The sequence below is a fragment of the Kribbella sp. VKM Ac-2569 genome (genome assembly GCF_004216905.1).
Taxonomy (GTDB): Bacteria; Actinomycetota; Actinomycetes; order Propionibacteriales; family Kribbellaceae; genus Kribbella.
The window spans coordinates 385,773-407,490 of record NZ_SGXJ01000003.1; the positions used below are offsets into that span (position 1 = coordinate 385,773).

Genomic DNA, 21,718 nt, shown 5'->3' on the forward strand with positions numbered 1-21,718 from the left:
TGTGACCACTACTGACGCCGAACCAACTCCCGCCGTCCCCGCGATCGGCGAGGAGATCCTGTCGGTCGACGGCCTCGTCAAGCACTTCCCGATCCGCAAGGGGCTGCTGCAGCGCCAGGTCGGCGCCGTCCAGGCGGTCGACGGCCTGACCTTCAACGTGACCCGCGGCGAGACGCTGTCGCTGGTGGGGGAGTCCGGCTGCGGCAAGACCACCACCGGCCGGTTGCTCACCCGGCTGCTCGAGCCGACGTCCGGCAAGATCGTGTTCGAGGGGCGGGACATCAGCCACCTCAGCGAGGGGCGGATGCGTCCGCTGCGCCGCGACGTACAGATGATCTTCCAGGACCCGTACGGTTCGCTGAACCCGCGGCACACGGTCGGCAAGATCGTCGGCGCGCCGTACCGGCTGCAGAACGTGAAGACCGAGCACGGCGTCAAACGGGCCGTGCAGGAGCTGCTCGAGCTGGTCGGTCTGAGCCCGGAGCACTACAACCGGTACCCGCACGAGTTCTCCGGCGGTCAGCGGCAGCGCATCGGGATCGCGCGCACGCTGGCGCTCCGGCCGAAGCTGATCGTCGCCGACGAGCCGGTGTCCGCGCTGGACGTGTCGATCCAGGCGCAGGTCGTGAACCTGCTGGAGGACCTGCAGGAAGAGTTCGACCTGACGTACGTGATGATCGCGCACGACCTGTCCGTCGTACGGCATGTGTCGGACCGGGTCGCGGTCATGTACCTCGGCAAGATCGTCGAGCTGGCCGACCGGGTCAGCCTGTACGAGAAGCCGATGCATCCGTACACGGTCGCGCTGCTGTCCGCCGTACCGGTGCCGGACACCAAGCGGAAGGGCAAGCAGGAGCGGATCCGGCTGCAGGGCGACGTCCCCAGCCCGATCAACCCGCCGCCCGCGTGCCGCTTCCACACCCGCTGCTGGAAGGCGCAGGAGATCTGCAAGACCACGGAGCCGCCGCTGGTCGAGCTCGCCCCGGGTCACCAGACCGCCTGCCACTTCCCGGAAAACGTCGAGCAGCCCACCGCCAAGGCGGAATAGGCCAGCTGATCATTCGGCCCGATCGATGATCGGCTTGCCGGTGGGTAGGGCGAACGGCGTTGTTCGTGGTGCGGTCTTGCTGAAGGTCCAGGTGGAGAAGTTTCGCGCGACGACACTGAGGGCGCTCGTTCGTGCGTTGTAGGTGATCAGACTGACCACGTCCACGAGGCTTCCGTGTCGGACACCGACAGCGCTGAAGGTCGTTTCGTCGAGCCATTGGCCGAAGCGGTACGCCGAGTACTCGCGGGGCATTGCAGCGTCGCGGGTGGCGGTCACGCCGAACAGGTTCATTCCGGCCCAGAGCGGCCAGGCGCCCGGTTGCGCGTCGTCGGCCTGGGTCACGAGGTACCTGGCGTCGGGTGAGAGGAACGCCTGCTGGCCGACGTACGTGGTCGGGTTTCCGCTGGTCAGTGTCGGGCCGACCTTCAGGTCGTGGCCGGTGTCGGCTTGTTCGAGTGGTTGCTGGTAGACCATCTGGCCTGCTGTGACAGTGCGGACCGCGACGGGTGACACCTTGGCCACGAACTCGCCCCGGTTGGTGCGGATGTCCCAGCGGTACAGGCCGTCCAGCGTTCCGAAGTACGCCGTGTTGCCGTCGATCGCGACGATCTCCGGGCCGTGGGCGATGCTGGCGTACTTCGGGATCTTGTTGCCGATCGGGGTCCGCACGAGTTCGCGGCCCGCGGCGACGTCGTACACGATCGACTCGCCCTGGTCGTTGTGGGTCTCGACCCAGCCAACCAGATCGCCGCGGTGGTCGGCGGTGAGTCGCCAGGCACTCTTGCCGAGGCTCCGCACGCCGGACCGGTCGGCCACGTGGATCGCGTTCTCGGCGTTCAGGAACACGAAGCCCGCGTCGGTCTGGACGAAAGCGGTCACCGTGTGCGGCGCCACCGAGATGACCTCGGAGCCGTAGTGGATCTCGTTGCCCAGTGCAAAGGTCGCGCGGCGTTGCGTGAACGGCCCGGGCCAGGCCGGCTGGGGTTGTTCGTTGCGCGGCCTCAGCACACTCGCTCCGCTGACGGCCACGGCCGCGGTCGCGACGGCACCGCCGAGGATGCCGAGCGTGCGCCGCCGCGCGGCCCGGTGGTTGCCGGCCGCAATGATGCCGTCGAGGTCGAGCGGCGGCGGCTCGGTGCCGGCAGCCCGTTCGGCCAGGGTGTCCCTGAGGAGGTCGTTCATTCGGTCATCCCTGCCTTCAGCACGACGTCGGAGCCCAGGCGGGCCCGGAGCTTCTTCAGCGCGTCGGAGACCTGGCTCTTCACGGTCCCGACGCTGCAGCCGAGGATCTCGGCGGTTTGTGGTTCGGTGAGGTCTTCGTAGTACCGCAGCACCAGCGCGGCCCGTTGCCGCGGCGGGAGCTTCTGCAGTTCGCGCCACAGCCAGACCCGGGCTGTCGTGTCGTCGGCGCTGACGGGCTGATCGGGTACGTCGTCGTACGGCCGCTCCGCCCGCCAGGACTTCCGGCGCCACCAGCCGATCGCGGTGGTGGTGATCACGCGGCGCGTGTAGGCCTCGGCGTTGTTCGGATCGCGCAGGCGGTGCCAGCCGACGTACGTCTTGACCAGCGCTTCCTGGACGAGGTCCTCGGCGAGGCCGCGGTCGCTCGTCAGCAGGTACGCGTACCGGAAGAGCGCGCCGTGCCTGCTGGTCGCGAACTCGGCGAACGCGGTCGCCTCGGCCATCTGTCCCCCTTGGTCCGTCTACCCTCCCTGACGTGGGGACGTAGGCAAAGGGTTGGGCGTTGCAGCAAGAAGCAGCCGGGCGATGAGCGCGTGACCGGCCGCGTCCGGGTGGTCACCGTCGGAGGCCAGCAGGGCGGTGATGTCGGCACTGTCCTCGAACGGCGTGTAGATGTCGACGTACGTCGCATCGTCGGCCCGCGCCGCGGCGGCGATCGCGGTGTTCGTGCGGACCGTGAGCTGGTCGCTGGCGATCCGGCCGCTTGGGGTGTACTGCTGCTTGGCGACGTCGCCGTCCTTGAAGACGTTCCAGTAACCGGTCATCAGGATCGTCGTCGGCAGGTCGCCGCGGAGCGCGTGCACCCGGCTCAGGATCCGGCCGAGATTGGCGGTCAGCTGCTCGTACTCGTCGGACACGCAGTCGCCGGTGCACTGTCCGCTGGTGACGTCGTCGTGGTGGTCGCCGAAGTCGTTCGCGCCGATCGTGAGCAGTACGACGTTCGCGGCTTTCGTGGCCTGCTCGACGGGGGAGTTGCGCTGGTCGAGTTCCCGCAGCAGACCGGTCGAGTCGAGGCCCGCGACGCCCTGGTTGTCGACCGTGACCGGTATGGCGGAGCGGTCGTGGAGCAGGTCGCCGTACAGCTGGGGAAAGGCTGCGCAGTCGCAGTTGGAGCCGGAGGTGACCGAGTCGCCGAGGGCCACCACCCAGACCTGGCCTGCGGCAGGCGGTGGGAGGATCTCGCTGACCGTGTCGGCGCCGGTGATCGCGCTGACGAACGCGAGCACGAGCAGGCCGGCGGCGAGCCGTCGGAGTGTGTGGATCACGCCGGTTTGGTGTGGCTCCCTTCGTGCTGGGGAAGGACGAGCTGGTTCGCGAGCCAAGGATAGGCCGACGCGAACGCGGGCGCGGCGAACTGCCACACGTGCGTGCCGGGGGAGATCTCGACCCTGGACCAGATGCCCACCTTGGCCCCGGCCTTGGACAGTTCTTCCGCCTCGTGCTGGTGGCGCAGCTCCGCGGTGCTGGTCAGGAAGAGGCCGTTGACGCCTCGGTACTTGCCGTGGGCACGCATCACGAGGAGCGGTTCGTTGGCCTTCTCGAGCGCCACGTCGCCGCCGTACAGATCGTGCAGGCTGGCGGCCGGCGTCGTCGTGTACGGCGCGAGGTCGCCGGAGATGTCGACGAAGTGGCCGAACACGTCCGGGTGCTCGACGACCAGGTCGAGGGCGCAGGTGCCGCCCATCGAGAACCCGGCGACGGCCCACTGACTCGGGTTGGTGGAGGCGCCGAACGTCTTCTCGACGTACCGCGGGATGTCCTCGTCGAGGTGGTCGGCGGAGTTGCCCCGCGGCCCGTTCACGCACTCGGTGTCGTTGTCGAAGCGATGCGTGGCGTCGACGAAGACCAGGATCGGCGCGTACCCGTGATGGCGGTGCGCGTACGCGTCGGACACCTTTACGGCGTTACCGAGCCGCACCCAGTCACCCGGGCCGCCGCGCTCGCCACCGATCATCTCGACGACCGGGAGCGCTTGCCGGTGCGCGCCGCGGACGAACCAGATCGGCGGCAGGTACACGAGCTCCTGCCGGTGCTCGAAGTGGCTGTACGTCGCGGGAATGTTCACCGCGACCAGCCGCCCGGCCGAGGGCACCTTCGTCGAGCGGGCATCGTGCGCGAGTCCCGACATCGATACCTGACCCGGCAGCGGAGTGTTCGTCCAGTCGTTCACCGCGGAGTCGATCGTCGGGTAGTACCCCACAAACTGGTTGATCCCGTTGGCACCGACCAACACCGCCAACCCCGCCGCAACGACCGCCGCCCCCCGCCGCCACCACCGAGCACTTCGCCACCCGACCCCCAGCACAATCAACGCTCCGACCGCCACCCCGAACCACAACCACACCACAAACGGCAGCGGATCCGTCAGCCCAACCAACTTGGCCCCCGGATAAGCCGCCACCAGAGTCACCAGCGCAGCCCCACCAGCCAACCAAGGCACCCGCCGCCGCCACCGCCGATCCCGCCACCCCACCGCCGCAACCAACACCCCGGCAGCCAGCACCTCCAGCACCACCGGAAACCATCCCCCAAGCAGCGACACACTCATCCGACCCTCCGAAACCTGAGCAGACCCAAACCCCAGACGCCGGACCCGGTCAATCGGTTGGCACGCCCACCTCCACCCCTCTCAGCGATTACTCAGCCTCCGAGTCGAAGCAAGGCTGATGGGCGGGTGGTTGGTAGGAGGATTTTCCTGCGCTAGCGCCAGAATCTCTCCACCGATGTGCTGGAAACTCTCCACCAAGGGCGAGTCGTGCCGGCGTCGTACGTCGTAGGGTCGGGGCATGCTTGATCATCTGGTGTTGGCTACGGACGATCTTCAGGGGAGCGTGGCGGGGTTTGCTGCGGCTACTGGGGTTGAGCCTGTTGAGGGTGGGCGGCATGTGGGGCGGGGAACTCGTAACTATCTGGTCGCGTTGGGGGCTGCGTCGTACCTGGAGATCATCGGGCCTGATGTGGAGCAGCCGGTTGCGGGGGCGATGCCGTTCGGGATCGAGGGGCTTGAGGGGTCGCGGCTGGTGACGTGGGCGGTTCGGCCGGCGGACATCGAGGCCGCGGTGGTTGGGGCGCGGGAGGCCGGTGCGGATCTGGGGCCGATCGAGCCGATGAGTCGGAGGACGCCGGCGGGGGAGTTGCTGAGTTGGCGGCTGACCTCGGCGTACCCGGCGCCGTACGACGGGATCGTGCCGTTCCTGATCGACTGGGGGACGAGCCGGCATCCGGCCGGGTCGGGGTTGCCGTCGGTGGAACTGGTCGACTTCGGGGCGACGCATCCACGTCCGGACGAGGTCAACGCCGTACTCGAGGCTCTGGAGGTCGGCCTGCGGGTGGTGGCGGGTGAGCCTGGATTGCAGGCCACGGTCGCCGGGCCGGGAGGTACCTACTCGCTGCGGTGAGATCACTGAGTGTCGCAGCCAGACGTCTGCTGCCAGGCGTTCGACAATGTCGAACGATGGGCGTTGTGCCGCCTCACGATCGCTCCTACATTCCAGCAAGCCGTGGTCGTCACGGCGGGGAAGGGAGGTTCGGTATGGCTACGACCGAAGCGGTCAAAGCGAAGACCCTTCTGGGGGAGTGTTCGGCGGAACTGGCGGGCACGTTCATCCTGATCCTGTTCGGCGTCGGCGTGGTGGCGCAGGTGGTGGCAGGCGGGATCGGGGACCACGACTCGATCTCGTGGGCGTGGGGTCTCGGCGTGACCCTGGGCATCTACACCGCGGGCCGGATGACAGGCGCGCATCTGAACCCGGCGGTGACGATCGCGCTGGCGGCGTTCCGCGGGTTCAGCTGGAAGAAGGTGCTGCCGTACTCCGTGGCGCAGTTCCTCGGGGCGTTCCTGGCGGCGCTCGTGGTTCGCTGGAACTACACCGAGGCGATCGGCAAGGTGGACCCCGGGCACACCATCAAGACGCAGGGCATCTTCTCCACCTTGCCCGGCAACGGCAGCATGGATCTCGGCGTCCACATGTGGGGCGGCTTCCGGGACCAGATCATCGGTACGGCGATCCTGATGTTCGTGATCCTCGCGATCACCGACCTGCGCAACACGTCCCCGGCGGCGAACATGGCTCCGTTGCTGGTCGGCCTGCTGGTGGTCGGGATCGGGATGGCGTGGGGCACCAACGCCGGGTACGCGATCAACCCGGCCCGTGACTTCGGTCCCCGGGTCGCCTCGTTGATCACCGGGTACGGAGGAGCACTCAAGGATCAGTTCGGGGACTTGTATTTCTGGGTGCCGATCGTGGCACCGATCCTCGGCGCGCTGGTCGGTGCGTTCCTGTACGACCTCCTGGTTGGCCGGAACCTTCCGATCGCCGACGAGGACGAGGAGCCGGGCCGGATCCCGGAGGAGAACACCACAGCATGAGCATCCAGCGTGAGCAGCGTGAGGAGAGGACTTTCCATGGCTGACTTCGTCGGCGCCGTCGACCAGGGCACCACGAGCACCCGTTTCATGATCTTCGACCACTCCGGGAACGAGGTGGGCATCCACCAGCTCGAGCACGAGCAGATCCTGCCGCAGGCCGGATGGGTCGAGCACAACCCGGTCGAGATCTGGGAGCGGACCAGCTCGGTGATCCAGACCGCGCTGGGCTCGAAGGGTCTGCAGGCGAGCGACCTGGTGGCGCTCGGGATCACCAACCAGCGCGAGACGGCCGTGGTCTGGAACCGCAAGACCGGCCGGCCCTACTACAACGCGATCGTCTGGCAGGACACCCGGACCGACCGGATCGCCTCCGCGCTCGAACGCGAGGGCAAGGGCGACGTCATCCGGCAGAAGGCCGGCCTGCCGCCCGCGACGTACTTCTCGGCAGGCAAGGTGCAGTGGATCCTCGAGAACGTCGACGGCGTCCGGGCGGCGGCCGAGGCTGGTGACGCCGTGTTCGGCAACACCGACACCTGGCTGCTGTGGAACCTGACCGGTGGCGTGAACGGCGGTGTGCACATCACCGATGTGACGAACGCCAGCCGCACGATGCTGATGAACCTCGAGACCCTCGACTGGGACGACGAGCTGATCAGCTTCTTCAACATCCCGCGGCAGATGCTGCCGGAGATCAGGCCGTCGTCGGACCCGAACATGTACGGCGAGACGCTCGCGAACGGGCCGGTGGGCGGTGTGGTGCCGCTGACCGGTGACCTCGGCGACCAGCAGGCCGCGACCGTCGGTCAGGTCTGCTTCAACCCGGGCGAGGCCAAGAACACCTACGGCACCGGTAACTTCATGCTGCTGAACACCGGCACCGAGCTGGTCCGCTCGAAGGCCGGTCTGCTCAGCACGATGTGCTACAAGTTCGGCGACGAGGCCCCGGTGTACGCGCTGGAGGGCTCGATCGCGGTCACCGGGTCCGCGGTGCAGTGGCTGCGGGACCAGCTCGGCATCATCTCCGGTGCCAGCGAGACCGAGACGCTCGCCCGTCAGGTCGCGGACAACGGCGGCGTGTACTTCGTGCCCGCGTTCTCCGGCCTGTTCGCGCCGTACTGGCGGTCCGACGCCCGCGGCGCGATCGTGGGTCTGTCCCGGTTCAACACCAACGCGCACCTGGCGCGCGCGACACTGGAAGCGATCTGCTACCAGAGCAAGGACGTCGCGGACGCGATGGAGAAGGACTCCGGCGTGCGGCTCGACGTACTGAAGGTGGACGGCGGTGTGACGGCGAACGAGCTCTGCATGCAGATGCAGGCCGACATCCTCGGGGTACCGGTGAGCAAGCCGGTCGTCGCGGAGACCACCGCGCTCGGCGCGGCGTACGCGGCCGGACTGGCCGTCGGGTTCTGGAAGACCAAGGACGAGCTGGTGCAGAACTGGAACGAGGACAAGCGGTGGGAGCCGCAGTGGAACGACGAACAGCGCGCCCAGGGGTACGCCGGATGGCAGAAGGCCGTCCAGCGCACGCTTGACTGGGTCGACGTCGACTGATCAGCAGTACAACTAGCTCGGAAGGACGAACACAGTGGCTGTAGTGGCTCTGTCACCGCAAGCAAGGGCCGACGCGATCGACGCGGTGGCTGACGGGCGCGAACTGGACGTCCTGGTGGTCGGTGGCGGGGTGGTCGGCACCGGCGCGGCGCTCGACGCTGCGACCCGCGGCCTGACCACCGGACTGCTGGAGGCCCGCGACTTCGCGAGCGGCACCTCCAGCAGGTCCAGCAAGCTGATCCACGGTGGCCTGCGCTACCTGGAGATGCTCGACTTCCGGCTGGTGCACGAGGCGTTGCAGGAGCGCGGTCTGCTCCTGCAACGCCTGGCACCGCACCTGGTGAAGCCGGTGCCGTTCCTGTACCCGTTGCAGCACCGCTGGTGGGAGCGGTTTTACGCCGGCGCCGGCGTCGCGCTGTACGACGGTATGGCGGTCAGCTCCGGCCTCGGCGCCGGACTGCCTATCCACCGGCACCTGACCCGGCGCGGCGCGATGCGGCTCGTGCCGTCGCTCAAGAAGTCCGCACTGATCGGCGCGCTGCAGTACTACGATGCGCAGGTCGACGACGCGCGGCACACTATGGAGCTCGCCCGGACCGCGGCGTCGTACGGCGCCTTCGTCGCGAACCGGGTGAAGGTCACCGGTTTCCTGCGCCAGGGCGAGCGGGTCACCGGCGTCCAGGCGAAGGACCTGGAGAGCGGTCGCGAGTTCGAGGTCCGGGCCAAGCAGGTCGTGAACGCGACCGGTGTCTGGACCGACGACACACAGGCGATGGTGGGGGAGCGCGGGCAGTACCACGTCCGCGCGTCGAAGGGCATCCACCTCGTCGTACCGAAGGACCGGATCCAGTCCAGCACCGGGATGATTCTGCGGACCGAGAAGTCCGTGCTGTTCATCATCCCGTGGGGCCGGCACTGGCTGATCGGCACCACGGACACCGACTGGCATCTGGACAAGGCGCACCCCGCCGCGACCAGCAAGGACATCGAGTACCTGCTCGACCACGTCAACGCCGTCCTCACCACACCGCTCACCCGCGAGGACGTCGAGGGTGTGTACGCCGGTCTGCGGCCGCTGCTCGCCGGCGAGTCGGAGAGTACGTCGAAGCTGTCCCGCGAACACGTCGTCGCACATGCGGCACCGGGTCTCGTAGTGGTTGCCGGTGGCAAATACACGACGTACCGGGTGATGGCCAAGGACGCGATCGACGCGGCCGCGGACGCGCTCGACGGACGGGTGCCGCGCAGTGTCACGAAGAACATCCCGCTGGTCGGCGCGGACGGCTACCAGGCGCTGTGGAACCAGCGGCAACTGATCGCGCAACGCTCCGGCCTGCACGTCGCCCGGATCGAACACCTGCTCAACCGGTACGGCGCGCTGATCGACGAGGTCCTCGAGCTCGTCGCCGAGGACCCGTCGCTGGGCGAGCAGCTGCCCGGCACGCAGGACTACCTGAAGGCCGAGATCGTGTACGGCGCGAAGGCCGAGGGCGCTCGTCATCTCGACGACATCCTGGCCCGGCGTACCCGGATCTCGATCGAGGCCTGGGACCGCGGCGTCGGCGCTGCCGAGGCGGCCGCCCGGCTGGTCGCGCCGATCCTCGGCTGGGACGAGGCGACGATCGACCGCGAGGTCTCGTTCTACACCCGGCGGGTCGAGTCCGAACGCGATTCGCAGGACCAGCCCGACGACGAGTCCGCCGACAAGGTCCGGCTCGAAGCGCCGGACATCGTCTCGCCGGCCTAAGACCGGAGGGGTGGGGAGGGCTGCCAGCGTCAGCCCTCCCCAAGATCTTTACCTGTTACGGCTCTTGGTCCTCGGTGCGGATCCAGTTGAAGGTGCGCTGGACGGCGGCCTGCCAGTTGGCGTACTCGGTGGCGCGGCGGGCCGGATCCATGTGCGGCATCCACTGGCCGGCGCGGTGCCAGTTGCTGCGCAGACCTTCCAGGTCGGGCCAGTAGCCGACGGCCAGTCCGGCGGCGTACGCCGCTCCGAGCGAGACCGTCTCGGTCACCATCGGACGGACCACAGGTACGTCGAGCAGGTCGGCGAGGAACTGCATCAGCAGGTTGTTGGCCGTCATCCCGCCGTCCACCTTCAACGCGGTCAGCGCGATCCCGGAGTCGGCGTTCATCGCGTCGACCACCTCGAGGGTCTGGAACCCGGTCGCCTCGAGGACGGCGCGCGCCAGGTGCCCCTTGGTGATGTAGCCGGTCAGCCCGGCGATCACGCCCCGCGCCTCGCTGCGCCAGTGCGGCGCGAACAGCCCGGAGAACGCGGGCACGATGTACGCGCCGCCGTTGTCATCGACCGTCCGCGCGAGCGTCTCGATCTCGGCCGCGGTGTGGATCATCCCGAGCCCGTCGCGGAACCACTGCACGAGCGACCCGGTGACCGCCATCGAGCCTTCGAGCGCGTACGACGCCGGCTGGTCACCGATCTGGTACGCGACCGTCGTGAGCATCCCGTGCTTGGACCGGACGATCTCCTGCCCGGTGTGCAGCAGCAGGAACGACCCCGTACCGTACGTGCACTTCGCCTCGCCCGCGCTGAAGCAGGTCTGCCCGAACAGCGCCGCCTGCTGGTCGCCGAGCGCCGCACCGATCCGGACTCCTGGGAGTACTTCGGTTGCGGTCGCGAACACCCCGGACGACGGACGGATCTCGGGCAGGATCGCCCGCGGTACGTCGAACGCCTCGAGCAGCTTGTCGTCCCACTCGAGGGTCTCGATGTTCATCAGCATCGTCCGGCTGGCGTTGGTGACGTCGGTGACGTGCTGCGCCTGACTGTTCGGGCCGCCGGTGAAGTTCCAGATCAGCCAGGTCTCCATCGTCCCGAACAGGACCTCGCCGCGCTCGGCCCGCTGCCGCAGACCGGGGGTGTGGTCGAGCATCCACTTGATCCGCGGCGCGGAGAAGTACGTTGTCAGCGGCAGACCGCATAGATCCGCGAACCGGTCCGCGCCCTCGTCACCGGCCAGCTCGGTGACCAGCCGGTCGGTCCGGGTGTCCTGCCAGACCACCGCGTGCCCGATCGGACGTCCGGTACGTCGGTCCCACAGCAGGCTCGTCTCGCGTTGATTGGTGATGCCGATGGCAACCACCTGCGACGGCGCGGCGCCGATCTGCCGGATCGCCGCGGGCACCACGCGAGCCACGTTCCGCCAGATCTCCTCGGCGTCGTGCTCGACCCACCCCGGCCGCGGGAACAACTGCCGATGCTCCCGCTGCGCCACCGACACCAGCCGCCCGCGCCGATCGAACAGGATGCACCGACTCGAGTTCGTCCCCTGATCGACCGCAGCCACATACTGCTCAGCCATGCCCCCACCCCCCACTCACCCGGTCCCGCCCGATCACGCCGGCAGTCATGTGTCGTCCCGGAGGTCGCGGGCGATGGCGTCGGCGGTGGCGCGGACCATGGTGACCAGGTCGCCGCGGTGCCGGAGGCGGCTGTCGCAGATGCGCTCGATCCGGCCGGCCAGTCCGACCGCGCCGACGACCAGTCCGCCGAGTCCCCGGATCGGCGCCGCGATGCTCGCCAGTTCGACTGTGTGCTCCTCCAACTCGGTCGCCCACCCGCGCGACCGGACCGTCGCGAGCTCTTCGCTCAGCTGTACCGGATCGGTGATGGTCCGCGTCGTGTACGCCTCCAGGCTTCGCGGCCGGGCGCTGGTGTCGTACGCCAGGACCGCCTTGCCGAGTGCGGTCGCGTGCGGCGGCAGCGTCGTACCGACGTCGAGGTTCTGATCGCTGTCGTCGGGCCGGAAGACGTGGTGCACGACCTCGACCTTGCCCTCGACGAGGCGGCCGACGCGTACCACTTCGCCACTGCGCGACGCCAGCGAGTCGGCCCAGTTGATCGCGCGGCTGCGGAGCTCGTTCGGGTCGAGGTAGCTCTCGCCGAGCCGGCCGAACGCGTCGCTCAGGTGGTAGTGCGCGCCGCTGTGGTCCTGTTCGACGAACCCGACCTGGTGCAGCGTCCGGAGGATCCCGTGCACGGTCGTCTTCGCCAGGCCGAGCGCGTTGCCGAGATCAGCGACCCCCAACCCGTCAGGCGCGGCGGCGAGCAGTCGCAGCACCGCCGCGGCCCGTTCGATCGACTGCACGGTCCCCGGCACACCGGCAGGCTACCTGTGAATCACTGGTCTGGCTCCACCTCACGCGTCACGCCGGACGATCACCTGAACGATGGCCCGAATGATCACTCTGAAGCGATCGCTTGCAGTACGTCGAGTCGGGCTGCGCGACGTGACGGCCAGACCGCGGCCAGTACGCCGAACACGATCGCGAGCACGACGGCGATCACCAGTTGCAGCACCGGGATGTCGCGGACCGCGAGGCCGTCGTCCACCATCGCCGACTGCACCGCGACGGCGAACGCGACGCCGATCGCCAGACCGAGGAACGCGCCGAGCAAGGTGATCGCGATCGACTCGACCCGGAGCATCCGGCTGAGCTGCGGCCGGTCCATCCCGATCGCGCGCAGCAGGCCGATCTCGCGGGTGCGCTCGACCACGCCGAGCGCGAGAGTGTTCACGATGCCGAGCAGCGCGATCAGGATCGCCATCGCGAGCAGGAACCCGACCGCGATCAGTACGCCGTTCACGGGCTCTCGCGCGACCGCGGCGTACGCCTCCTGGTCGCGGACCTCGATCGTCGGGTAGTCCTTGCGCAGCTGGTCGAGGATCCCGGTCCGGACCTCCGCCACCTGGTTGCCCTTGGCAACTTCGACGTACAGCAGGTTGTCGCTCGGCGACCCGCCGATCGTCGCGTACGTCGGGAGCGACACGACGATGGCGTTCAGCTGCCGGTTCGGGGCGAGGACCCCGCCGACGGTCAGACGATGGGTGCCGTTCGTGGTCTTCAGGTCGAACGGCTTGCCGACGGTGAGCTTCAGGGTCTTGGCGAGGTTGCGGGGGAGGATCGCCTGGCCGGCGGCGAGCGCCGCGGCGGAGCCGGCGTCGAACGTGGTCGTGACCGGCCCGGCCAGCGTGCCGTCGCTGACTCCGGTTACCTGGACGTTCGTGCTGCCGATTTCACCGGATTGCTGCCGGACCCGCTGCACGGACTGGACGCCCGGGACCTTCGCGGTCCGGTCGCCGACCTCGGTGCCGAAACTGGGGGTGCCGTCGTTCGTGACGAGGATCTCGGCGGTGCCCAGCGCGTCGACCACGCTCTTGTCGATCGACGCCTTCACCGAGGCGCTGATCACGAGCAGGCCGCTGATCAGCCCCACGGAGATCATCAGCGCGGACGCGGTGGCCGACGTACGGCGTGGGTTCCGCTCGGCATTGCGGCGGCCGAGGGTGACCGGCGCCTTGCGGCCGAACGGGTACATCAGCGCGCGGACGACGTACCGGCTGATGAGCGGGTTGAGCATCACGATCGCGAGGACGGCGGTGCCGGTGCCGAGCGTGATCAGGACGGTGCCGGGGAGTCCGCCGGCGCCGACACCGATACCGAAGAAGAGGACGGCCATCAGCAGCATGAAGGCGCCGATCAGCACCCGGACGAGCAGCGAACGTTCAGGGACGTGGACGTCGTCGCGCATCGCCGCGACCGGTGGGAGCTTGCCGGCCCGGCGGGCGGCGGGGGCCGCGGCGGCGACCGTCACGCCGATGCCGATCAGGTAGCAGGCGATGATCGTGGTCGGTGTGACCTGCAGCGACGCGGTCGGGATGCGCAGGTCGAGCAGCTCGTAGCCGAACCGGATGCCGGAGGCCACGGCGATGCCCACCAGCAGGCCGAGCGTTGCTCCGACGAAGCCGATGATGACGCTCTCGGCGAGCACCGTGCCGGTGATCTGGCCGCGGGACGCGCCGATCGCGCGGAGCATCGCGAGCTCCCGGGACCGCTGCGCGACGACCATCGCGAACGTGTTGACGATCAGGAACCCGCCGACGAAGAGCGCGAGGCCGGCGAACAGCAGCAGCACGGTGCCGAACCCGCCGAAGGTGTTGTCCAGGTCGTGCTCGCCGTCGGTCGTGACCTGCTGCGCGGTCCGGACCTTGACCGAGTCGCCGATGGTGTCCGCGATCGCCTTGCTGACCGCGGCAGGATCGGAGCCCGGCTTGAGCGAGACGGTGACCGACGTCCAGCCGGGCTTGCCGAGCAGCAGCAGCTGAGCGGTCGCGCCGTCGAAGCTGACCAGCGGTGCGCCGGCTGCCGCACCGGCTTGCACGGGGGTCGTGGTCGCGGTGAGCGTCGCGGTGACTGCTCGGGTCGGCGTGACGATCCGGACCTGGTCACCGACGTGGTAGCCCGCGCGGCTCGCGGTCGACTCGTCGAGTGCGAGCTGGCCGCCGCCCCAGGGCGCCGTACCGTCGACGAGCTTGAACGGCGCCGCACCGGGGTCCCGCGGCCAGGCGGCGCCGAAGGACGTCAGACCGTAGTTCTCCAGCGGCTTGCCGTCCGGGCCGAGGATCTGCACGTTGCTGACCAGGAGCTGCGGGATCGCGGCAGCGACTCCGGGTACGGCGGCGATGCGGTCGACGACCTCGATCTGGAAGGTCGCGGGGCGGTCCGTACCGGTCTCGATCGGGGACGCCGGCGTGACCGTGACATCGGCCGTACTCACCGCGAAGTTCTTCTTCAGCGCCGTGGACAGGCTGTCGGTGAAGACCATCGCGCCGCCGGCGAACGCGACGCCAAGGGTGACGGCGAGCGTGCACAGCACGAAGCGGAGCCGGTGCGCGAGCACCGAACGGAGGCCGAGCTTGAACATCAGCCGGCCAGCTCGTCCGCGGTGTCGTGCCGGTTCTCCAGCTGCTTCATCGCGTCGAGGACGGACTCCGCCGTCGGGTCGTCCAGCTCGGACTGCAGCTGTCCGTCGGCCAGGAACAGGACGCGATCGGCGTACGACGCGGCGGTCGGGTCGTGGGTGACCATCACGACGGTCTGGTTGAACTCCCGGACCGAGCGATGCAGGAAGTCGAGGACGTCGCCGGAGGACCGCGAGTCGAGGTTGCCGGTCGGCTCGTCGGCGAATACCACGTCCGGGCGGGAGACCAGCGCGCGGGCGCAGGCGACGCGCTGCTGCTGGCCGCCGGACAGCTCGGACGGCTTGTGGTGGAGGCGGTCCATCAGGCCGATCGTGTCGACGACCGTGGTCAGCCAGTCCTGGTCGGGTTTGCGGCCGGCCAGGTCGAGGGGGAGCGTGATGTTCTCCAGTGCGGACAGCGTCGGGACCAGGTTGAACGCCTGGAACACGAAGCCGATCCGGTCGCGGCGCAGATGCGTGAGCTGCTTCTCCGGCAGCGTGGTCAGGTCGACGTCACCGAGGAAGACCTTGCCGTCGGACGGCTTGTCCAGCCCTGCGAGACAGTGCAGCAGCGTCGACTTGCCGGAGCCCGACGGCCCCATGATCGCGGTGAACCGGCCCTTCCCGAAGTCCGCGCTCACGCCGGCCAGCGCATCCACCTGGGTGAGGCCACCGCCGTACCGCTTCCAGACGCCGGTCGCTCGCACCGCCACATCGCCCACACTCATGCGACGAACCGTATCCACCCAGGGTTCCTCTACCGGGGCGAGGGCAGGACTAACCGTCGACTGTGATCAGGTCTATGCCTGCCGACTCGGCGGCGACTTCCTCCACCGAGCGAGTCGGGAGCGGCGGGGGTGTGCCGCCCCAGGCCGGGCAGATGGGCTTGTGGTCACACCAGTCGCACAGCGGACCTGGGCTGGGGCGCCAGTCGCCTGAATCGAGGGCCCTGGTGATCGCGACCCAGAGTGCGGAGACCTTGCGTTCGCAGGCGCGCAGGTCGGCCTCGTCGGGGACGTAGCGGACGATCTCGCCGTTGCCCAGATAGACCAGTTGCAGCATCGCCGGCACCACGCCGCGCAGCTTCCACAGCACCAGCGCGTAGAACTTCATCTGGAACAGCGCCTTCGCCTCGAAGAACTCCGAGGGCGAACGACCGGTCTTGTAGTCGACCACCCGGATCTCTCCGGTCGGCGCGACGTCGAGGCGGTCGACGTACCCCCGCAGCACCAGACCGGAGTCCAACGCGGTCTCGACGTACAGCTCCCGCTCGGCGGGCTCCAGCGCGTTCGGGTCTTCGAGTGCGAAGTACTTGCCGAGCAGTTGGTGCGCCTCGGCCAGCCACTTCGCCAGCTCCTCGCCGTTCGCGTCCTCGGCGAACAGCTCCGCGACCTCCGGCTCCTCCTCCAGCAGTCGTTGCCACTGCGGCTCGAGCATCTGCGCCGCCTGCTCCAGCGTCCGCTCGCCGCGCGGCAGATCGAACAGCCGCTCCAGCACCGCATGCACGACGGTCCCGCGGACCGCGGCCGCCGACGGCTTCTCCGGCAGGCGGTCGACGACTCGGAACCGGTACTTCAGCGGGCAGCTCATGAAGTCCGCGGCCCGGGACGGCGACAACGCCCCACGCGGATGCACGTGCGGATCGACAGCAGCTGCAGCGCTCATGTCCCAAACCCTAGGCACAACCACCGACAGTTCGCCCGCACCCCACCCCGAGCCTGTGGAAAACCGCTTCACAGGAAACTCCCAGCAGACTCACGGCCGCCCTGCGGGCCGCGTTGTCATGCTCGATGCATGACGCCACCGAAGCAGCCTCCTCCGAACCACGACCGCGGTCTCGAGTACGACCTCGCAACCCTGCACCGCCGCCGCTTCCTCGGCCTGTTCACGGCCGCGGGCCTCGCCGCGGTGGCCGGCTGCGCGACGGACGACAGTACGACGACGACCGCTGCGTCCACGGACGTGGACGAGATCCCGCAGGAGACCGGCGGCCCGTACCCGGGCGACGGCTCGAACGGGCCCAACGTCCTCACCCAGTCCGGCATCGTCCGCAGCGACATCACCAAGTCGTTCGGCTCCGCGTCCGGCGTCGCCACCGGCGTACCGCTGACCGTCGAGCTCACCGTCGTCGACGCCGACCAGGACAAGGCCCTCGAAGGCGCCGCCGTCTACCTGTGGCACTGCGACGCCCAGGGCCGGTACTCGCTGTACTCCGACGGCGTCACGAACGAGAACTACCTCCGCGGCGTCCAGGCCGCGGACGGCTCCGGCAAGGTCACCTTCACGACGATCTTCCCGGCCGCGTACATGGGCCGCTGGCCGCACATCCACTTCGAGGTCTACGCCTCCACCGCCGAGGCCACCAAGGCCGGCCAGATCACCCGTACGTCGCAGCTCGCCCTCCCGAAGGACGTCTGCAGCACCGTCTACGCCACTGACGGGTACGACGGCAGCGCGCAGAACCTCAGCCAGACGTCGCTGGAGAACGACAACGTGTTCGGCGACGACGCCGGCGTACACCAGCTCGCGACCGTCACCGGAGACGTTTCCGGCGGGTACGTCGCCACGCTGACGGTGGGTGTGTAGCAGCGAGTTAACACCGGCCCAGTAGCGTTGGGTTGATGCCAGACTCGCGTGACCCTCAGAACCCCGCCCAGCCGGCCGGTCCACCACCGCCCGGAACGTGGGTGCTGGGGCGCGTCCGCGGCATCCGGCTGACCATGCGTTTCACCTGGCTGCCGGTGGCGATGCTGCTCGCGATCGGCTTCGCCGCGATCATCGGCCAGCAGTTCCCGGAGCTCGGCAACTGGCGGTACGTCGCCGCGTTCGCCTTCGTGATCGCGTTCACGGTGTCGATCCTGATCCACGAGCTGGCGCACGCGCTGATGGCGATGCGGTTCGGCATCGGCGTCTCGGAGATCAACCTCGGTTTCTTCGCGGCCGGCACGCACATCGAAGGTGAGCGGAAGTCACCGCTCGAGGAGTTCGCGGTCTCGGTCGTCGGCCCGATCGCGTCCCTGATCGTCGGCGGCCTCGCCTACCTCGGGTCTCGCGCCTTCGACGAGGGCGTCGGGTACGTCGCCCTGTGGGAGCTCGGCGTCGCGAACCTGATCGTCGGCGTCACGAACCTGCTGCCCGGCCTGCCGCTGGACGGCGGCTGGGTGCTGCGGGCGATCGTCTGGAAGTTCACCGGCAACATGCACACCGGCACGATCGCGGCCGCGTGGGCCGGGCGGATTCTCGCGATGGCGGTGCTGGCGCTCCCGGTGCTGCTCGAGGAGATCTGGGACCGGCCACCGTCGATGATCGACTTCCTCATCGCCCTGCTGGTCGGCTTCTTCCTCTGGTCCGGCTCGACCGCGTCCCTCATGCAGGCCCGGCTGCGGCGCAAGCTGCCCGCCCTCCAGGTCCGGACGATGGCCCGCCGCGCCATCGCCGTACATTCCGGTACGCCCCTGGCTGAGGCCGTCCGGCTCGCCGGCGAAGCGCACGCCGGCGCGGTCGTAGTGATCGACGGCGACGGCAAGCCGCACGCCCTGGTGTCCGAGACCGCGGTCGCCGCGGTCGCCCCGAACCAGCGCCCGTGGACCACGGTCAGCGAGGTCTCCACCCGGATCGGCGCGGGCCACATCATCGGCGTCAACGACACCGGCGAGGAGATCCTCGCCACACTCCGTGAGCACCCGTCCTCGGAGTACCTGGTCCTGGACGCCGACGGCGGCGTGTACGGCGTCCTCGCGACCGCCGACGTAGAACGCGCTTTCCGCGGCCGCTGATTCTTCGGTTCCGGTGACCGAAAGTTAAGGTGAGCGCCTTATGGCTGACTTGCGCGACTTTCCCGACCAGGCGTTCTCCGGAGTCCATCACGGACCCCTGCAGGAGGGCGAGTGGATCACCCTGCAGGACTCCAAGGGCCGCCGGCACTCGGTCAAGCTGGAGCGCGGGAAGACCTTCCACACCACCAAGGGCGGGATCGAGCACGACCAGCTGATCGACGGCCCGGACGCCGTGGTGATCAGGTCCAAGGGCAACGTCGAGTACCTCGCGCTGCGGCCGCTGATGGCCGACTACTCGGTCTCGATGCCGCGCGGCGCCGCCGTGATCTACCCGAAGGACACCGCGCAGATCGTCACGATGGCCGACATCTTCCCGGGCGCGAAGGTGGTCGAGGCCGGCGCCGGTTCCGGCGCGCTGACCACCGCGCTGCTGCGGGCGGTCGGGATCCAGGGCCAGGTGATCTCGTTCGAGCGCCGCGAGGACTTCGCCGAGGTCGCGCGGAAGAATGTGACCGGTTTCTTCGGCGGCGAGCATCCGGCCTGGCGCCTCGAGGTGGGCGACCTGGTGGAGAAGCTGAACGAGCAGGACGTCGACCGTGTCATCCTCGACATGCTGGCGCCGTGGGAGTGCGTTGACGCGGTCGCTGAGGCACTTTCACCTGGTGGTGTGTTCTGTGCCTATGTGGCTACTACAACGCAGCTGAGCCGTGTTGTGGAGACGCTGAGGGCACACGGCGAATTCACCGAGCCGCGCGCGTGGGAGTCACTCGTGCGAGACTGGCATGTAGAGGGTCTCGCCGTCCGTCCGGGCCACCGGATGCAAGGACACACGGCCTTCCTGGTCACCGCCCGGAGGATGGCGCACGGGGTGCAGGCACCCCGGAAGAAGCGTCGTCCGGCACCGGGCGCCTACGGCGACGACTACGCCGGACCGCGCCGTGCGGAGCCGTCGTCCGAAGCATCTGCAGAAACTTCCGGCGACATGCCGTAGGCAACGGACTCCATCCGCAACCGACACGTGATGGGATTCAGCTTGCCCGGCGAGGTTTTCTGGGTAAGGTCCATAGGGTCGAGCCCCACATGGTGAGGTGATGATCGTGGCTGGAGACGAGAGTCCTACCGCGGCAGAACTGCGTAACCAGGTCCGGTACCTGGAAGCCGAAGTCGCGGCGTTGCGACGTCGGCTGCTCGAGCACCCGGCGGACAGCCGGTCGCTCGAGAGCAGACTGTCCGAAACCCAGGCCTCCTTGGCGAGTGTCACCGCTCAGAACGAGCGGCTGGCGGACACGCTGCGGGAGGCGCGAGAGAAGATCATCGCCCTGAAGGAGGAAGTCGACCGGCTGGCGCAACCGCCGTCCGGATTCGGCACCTTCCTCGGACGGAACGAAGACGACACGCTCGACGTGTTCACCGGCGGCCGGAAACTCCGGGTCGCGGCGAGCCCGTCGGTGGACCTGGACGCGCTCAAGCTCGGCCAGGAACTCATGCTGAACGAAGCACTCAACGTGGTCGAGGCCTGTGACTTCGAGGTCGTCGGCGACGTGGTGATGCTCAAGGAGCTGCTCGCCGACGGCGAGCGGGCACTGGTGATCGCGCAGGCCGACGAGGAGCGCGTGGTGCGACTCGCGTCGCCGCTGCTCGACGTACCCCTGCGCGCCGGTGACTCGCTGTTGCTCGAGGCCCGCTCCGGATACGTGTACGAGAAGATCCCGAAGTCCGAGGTCGAGGAGCTGATCCTCGAAGAGGTCCCGGACATCGACTACACCCAGATCGGCGGCCTGTCCGGCCAGATCGAGCAGATCCGGGACGCGGTCGAGCTGCCGTACCTGCACAAGGACCTGTTCCTCGAGCACGAGCTCAAGCCGCCGAAGGGCGTGCTGCTCTACGGCCCGCCGGGGTGCGGCAAGACGCTGATCGCGAAGGCGGTCGCGAACTCGCTGGCCAAGAAGGTCGCCGAGCGGACCGGGACCGAGGGACAGAAGTCGTTCTTCCTGAACATCAAGGGCCCCGAGCTGCTGAACAAGTACGTCGGTGAGACCGAGCGGCACATCCGCCTGGTCTTCCAGCGGGCCCGGGAGAAGGCTTCCGAGGGCATGCCGGTGATCGTGTTCTTCGACGAGATGGACTCGCTGTTCCGCACCCGCGGATCCGGTGTGTCGTCGGACGTGGAGAACACCATCGTCCCGCAGCTGCTGAGCGAGATCGACGGTGTCGAGGGGCTGGAGAACGTCCTCGTCATCGGCGCCTCCAACCGCGAGGACATGATCGACCCGGCGATCCTGCGGCCCGGCCGGCTGGACGTGAAGATCAAGATCGAGCGCCCCGACGCCGAGGCGGCCCGGGACATCTTCTCGAAGTACCTGACCGCGAACCTGCCGCTGCACGTCGACGATCTGGGCGAGTTCAGCGGCGACCGGCAGGGCTGCGTGGACGGGATGATCCAGCGCACGGTCGAGCGGATGTACACCGAGGCCGACGAGAACCGCTTCCTCGAGGTCACCTACGCCAACGGTGACAAGGAGGTCCTGTACTTCAAGGACTTCAACTCGGGCGCGATGATCCAGAACATCGTCGACCGGGCGAAGAAGATGGCGATCAAGGCGTTCCTGGACGAGAACCAGAAGGGTCTGCGGGTGCAGCACCTGCTGCAGGCCTGCGTGGACGAGTTCAAGGAGAACGAGGACCTGCCGAACACCACCAACCCGGACGACTGGGCCCGGATCTCCGGCAAGAAGGGCGAGCGGATCGTCTACATCCGTACGCTCATCTCCGGCAAGCAGGGCACCGAGCCGGGTCGCTCCATCGACACCGCGACCAACACGGGTCAGTACCTGTAAGCACGCCGTACTGCGAACCGCCCCCGGACCGAGCGTCCGGGGGCGGTTCCGCGTCTCCTGGGGGTAGGGCTAACACCCGGTGGCATCGGGGGGTTTCCCCGATTGGTACGGCGGTTTCGCGGGCCTAAC

18 protein-coding genes are annotated in these 21,718 nt (G+C 68.6%); 9 read left to right on the forward strand and 9 right to left on the reverse strand.

The features are described 5' to 3' along the window. Position 1 precedes the first annotated feature (1 nt). Positions 2 to 1,048 (forward strand): dipeptide ABC transporter ATP-binding protein, encoded by a 1,047-nt coding sequence (locus EV649_RS22130; protein ID WP_130385462.1) that lies wholly within the window; start codon positions 2 to 4, stop codon positions 1,046 to 1,048. A 9-nt stretch (positions 1,049 to 1,057) separates the two neighbouring features. Here the strand turns inward: EV649_RS22130 and EV649_RS22135 are convergent, their stop codons facing one another. Genes EV649_RS22135 through EV649_RS22150 form a run of 4 tightly spaced genes read right to left on the reverse strand, consistent with a single transcriptional unit; the run spans position 1,058 to position 4,838 of the window. Next, the gene (locus EV649_RS22135) at positions 1,058 to 2,230 is read right to left on the reverse strand and encodes a hypothetical protein (protein ID WP_130385463.1); all 1,173 of its coding nucleotides are present in this window, start codon (positions 2,228 to 2,230) and stop codon (positions 1,058 to 1,060) included. Continuing rightward, positions 2,227 to 2,733 carry a SigE family RNA polymerase sigma factor gene (locus EV649_RS22140; RefSeq protein ID WP_130385464.1) on the reverse strand — a complete coding sequence of 169 codons (507 nt, stop codon included), beginning with the start codon at positions 2,731 to 2,733 and terminating at the stop codon, positions 2,227 to 2,229. Before EV649_RS22140 ends, EV649_RS22135 begins: the two co-directional genes overlap by 4 nt. 18 nt (positions 2,734 to 2,751) lie before the next feature. Beyond that, positions 2,752 to 3,555 carry an SGNH/GDSL hydrolase family protein gene (locus EV649_RS40855; protein WP_157996283.1) on the reverse strand — a complete coding sequence of 268 codons (804 nt, stop codon included), beginning with the start codon at positions 3,553 to 3,555 and terminating at the stop codon, positions 2,752 to 2,754. Next, positions 3,552 to 4,838 (reverse strand): alpha/beta hydrolase-fold protein, encoded by a 1,287-nt coding sequence (locus EV649_RS22150; RefSeq protein WP_130385466.1) that lies wholly within the window; start codon positions 4,836 to 4,838, stop codon positions 3,552 to 3,554. Before EV649_RS22150 ends, EV649_RS40855 begins: the two co-directional genes overlap by 4 nt. Before the next feature lie 238 nt (positions 4,839 to 5,076). On the opposite strand from EV649_RS22150, the gene EV649_RS22155 reads away from it, so the two are divergent. From EV649_RS22155 to EV649_RS22170, 4 genes are all read left to right on the forward strand, one after another. Then, entirely contained in the window at positions 5,077 to 5,688 is a 612-nt protein-coding gene (locus tag EV649_RS22155) for a VOC family protein (protein ID WP_130385467.1), read from the forward strand. 134 nt (positions 5,689 to 5,822) lie between these two features. Beyond that, positions 5,823 to 6,659, forward strand: a complete 837-nt coding sequence (locus EV649_RS22160; RefSeq protein ID WP_130385468.1) for an MIP/aquaporin family protein — start codon at positions 5,823 to 5,825, stop codon at positions 6,657 to 6,659. Positions 6,660 to 6,695: 36 nt separating this feature from the next. Then, a complete protein-coding gene (gene glpK, locus EV649_RS22165) occupies positions 6,696 to 8,213 on the forward strand; it encodes a glycerol kinase GlpK (RefSeq protein ID WP_130385469.1) in 1,518 nt (505 codons plus the stop codon). Between the two features lie 34 nt (positions 8,214 to 8,247). Then, a complete protein-coding gene (locus EV649_RS22170; RefSeq protein WP_130385470.1) occupies positions 8,248 to 9,960 on the forward strand; it encodes a glycerol-3-phosphate dehydrogenase/oxidase in 1,713 nt (570 codons plus the stop codon). Between the two features lie 55 nt (positions 9,961 to 10,015). Here EV649_RS22170 and glpK (EV649_RS22175) read toward each other — a convergent pair whose 3' ends face one another. The 5 genes from glpK (EV649_RS22175) to EV649_RS22195 all read right to left on the reverse strand — a co-directional run bounded on the left by glpK (EV649_RS22175) (position 10,016) and on the right by EV649_RS22195 (position 16,641). Beyond that, a complete protein-coding gene (gene glpK / locus EV649_RS22175) occupies positions 10,016 to 11,536 on the reverse strand; it encodes a glycerol kinase GlpK (protein WP_130385471.1) in 1,521 nt (506 codons plus the stop codon). A 45-nt stretch (positions 11,537 to 11,581) separates the two neighbouring features. Further along, entirely contained in the window at positions 11,582 to 12,334 is a 753-nt protein-coding gene (locus EV649_RS22180) for an IclR family transcriptional regulator (RefSeq protein WP_130385472.1), read from the reverse strand. Positions 12,335 to 12,417: 83 nt separating this feature from the next. Beyond that, complete coding sequence (locus EV649_RS22185) at positions 12,418 to 14,940, reverse strand: ABC transporter permease (RefSeq protein WP_130385473.1); 2,523 nt, start codon at positions 14,938 to 14,940, stop codon at positions 12,418 to 12,420. Beyond that, complete coding sequence (locus EV649_RS22190; RefSeq protein WP_130385474.1) at positions 14,940 to 15,704, reverse strand: ABC transporter ATP-binding protein; 765 nt, start codon at positions 15,702 to 15,704, stop codon at positions 14,940 to 14,942. Before EV649_RS22190 ends, EV649_RS22185 begins: the two co-directional genes overlap by 1 nt. 49 nt (positions 15,705 to 15,753) lie before the next feature. Next, a complete protein-coding gene (locus EV649_RS22195) occupies positions 15,754 to 16,641 on the reverse strand; it encodes a PD-(D/E)XK nuclease family protein (protein ID WP_130385475.1) in 888 nt (295 codons plus the stop codon). A 129-nt stretch (positions 16,642 to 16,770) separates the two neighbouring features. On the opposite strand from EV649_RS22195, the gene EV649_RS22200 reads away from it, so the two are divergent. The 4 genes from EV649_RS22200 (at position 16,771) to arc (ending at position 21,589) form a co-directional block, all read left to right on the forward strand. Beyond that, positions 16,771 to 17,562, forward strand: a complete 792-nt coding sequence (locus tag EV649_RS22200; protein ID WP_130385476.1) for an intradiol ring-cleavage dioxygenase — start codon at positions 16,771 to 16,773, stop codon at positions 17,560 to 17,562. A gap of 35 nt (positions 17,563 to 17,597) precedes the next feature. After that, positions 17,598 to 18,752 carry a site-2 protease family protein gene (locus tag EV649_RS22205; RefSeq protein ID WP_241998524.1) on the forward strand — a complete coding sequence of 385 codons (1,155 nt, stop codon included), beginning with the start codon at positions 17,598 to 17,600 and terminating at the stop codon, positions 18,750 to 18,752. Between the two features lie 40 nt (positions 18,753 to 18,792). After that, positions 18,793 to 19,743 (forward strand): tRNA (adenine-N1)-methyltransferase, encoded by a 951-nt coding sequence (locus EV649_RS22210; protein ID WP_130385477.1) that lies wholly within the window; start codon positions 18,793 to 18,795, stop codon positions 19,741 to 19,743. A 100-nt stretch (positions 19,744 to 19,843) separates the two neighbouring features. Further along, complete coding sequence (gene arc / locus EV649_RS22215; protein ID WP_130385478.1) at positions 19,844 to 21,589, forward strand: proteasome ATPase; 1,746 nt, start codon at positions 19,844 to 19,846, stop codon at positions 21,587 to 21,589. Positions 21,590 to 21,718 lie beyond the last annotated feature (129 nt).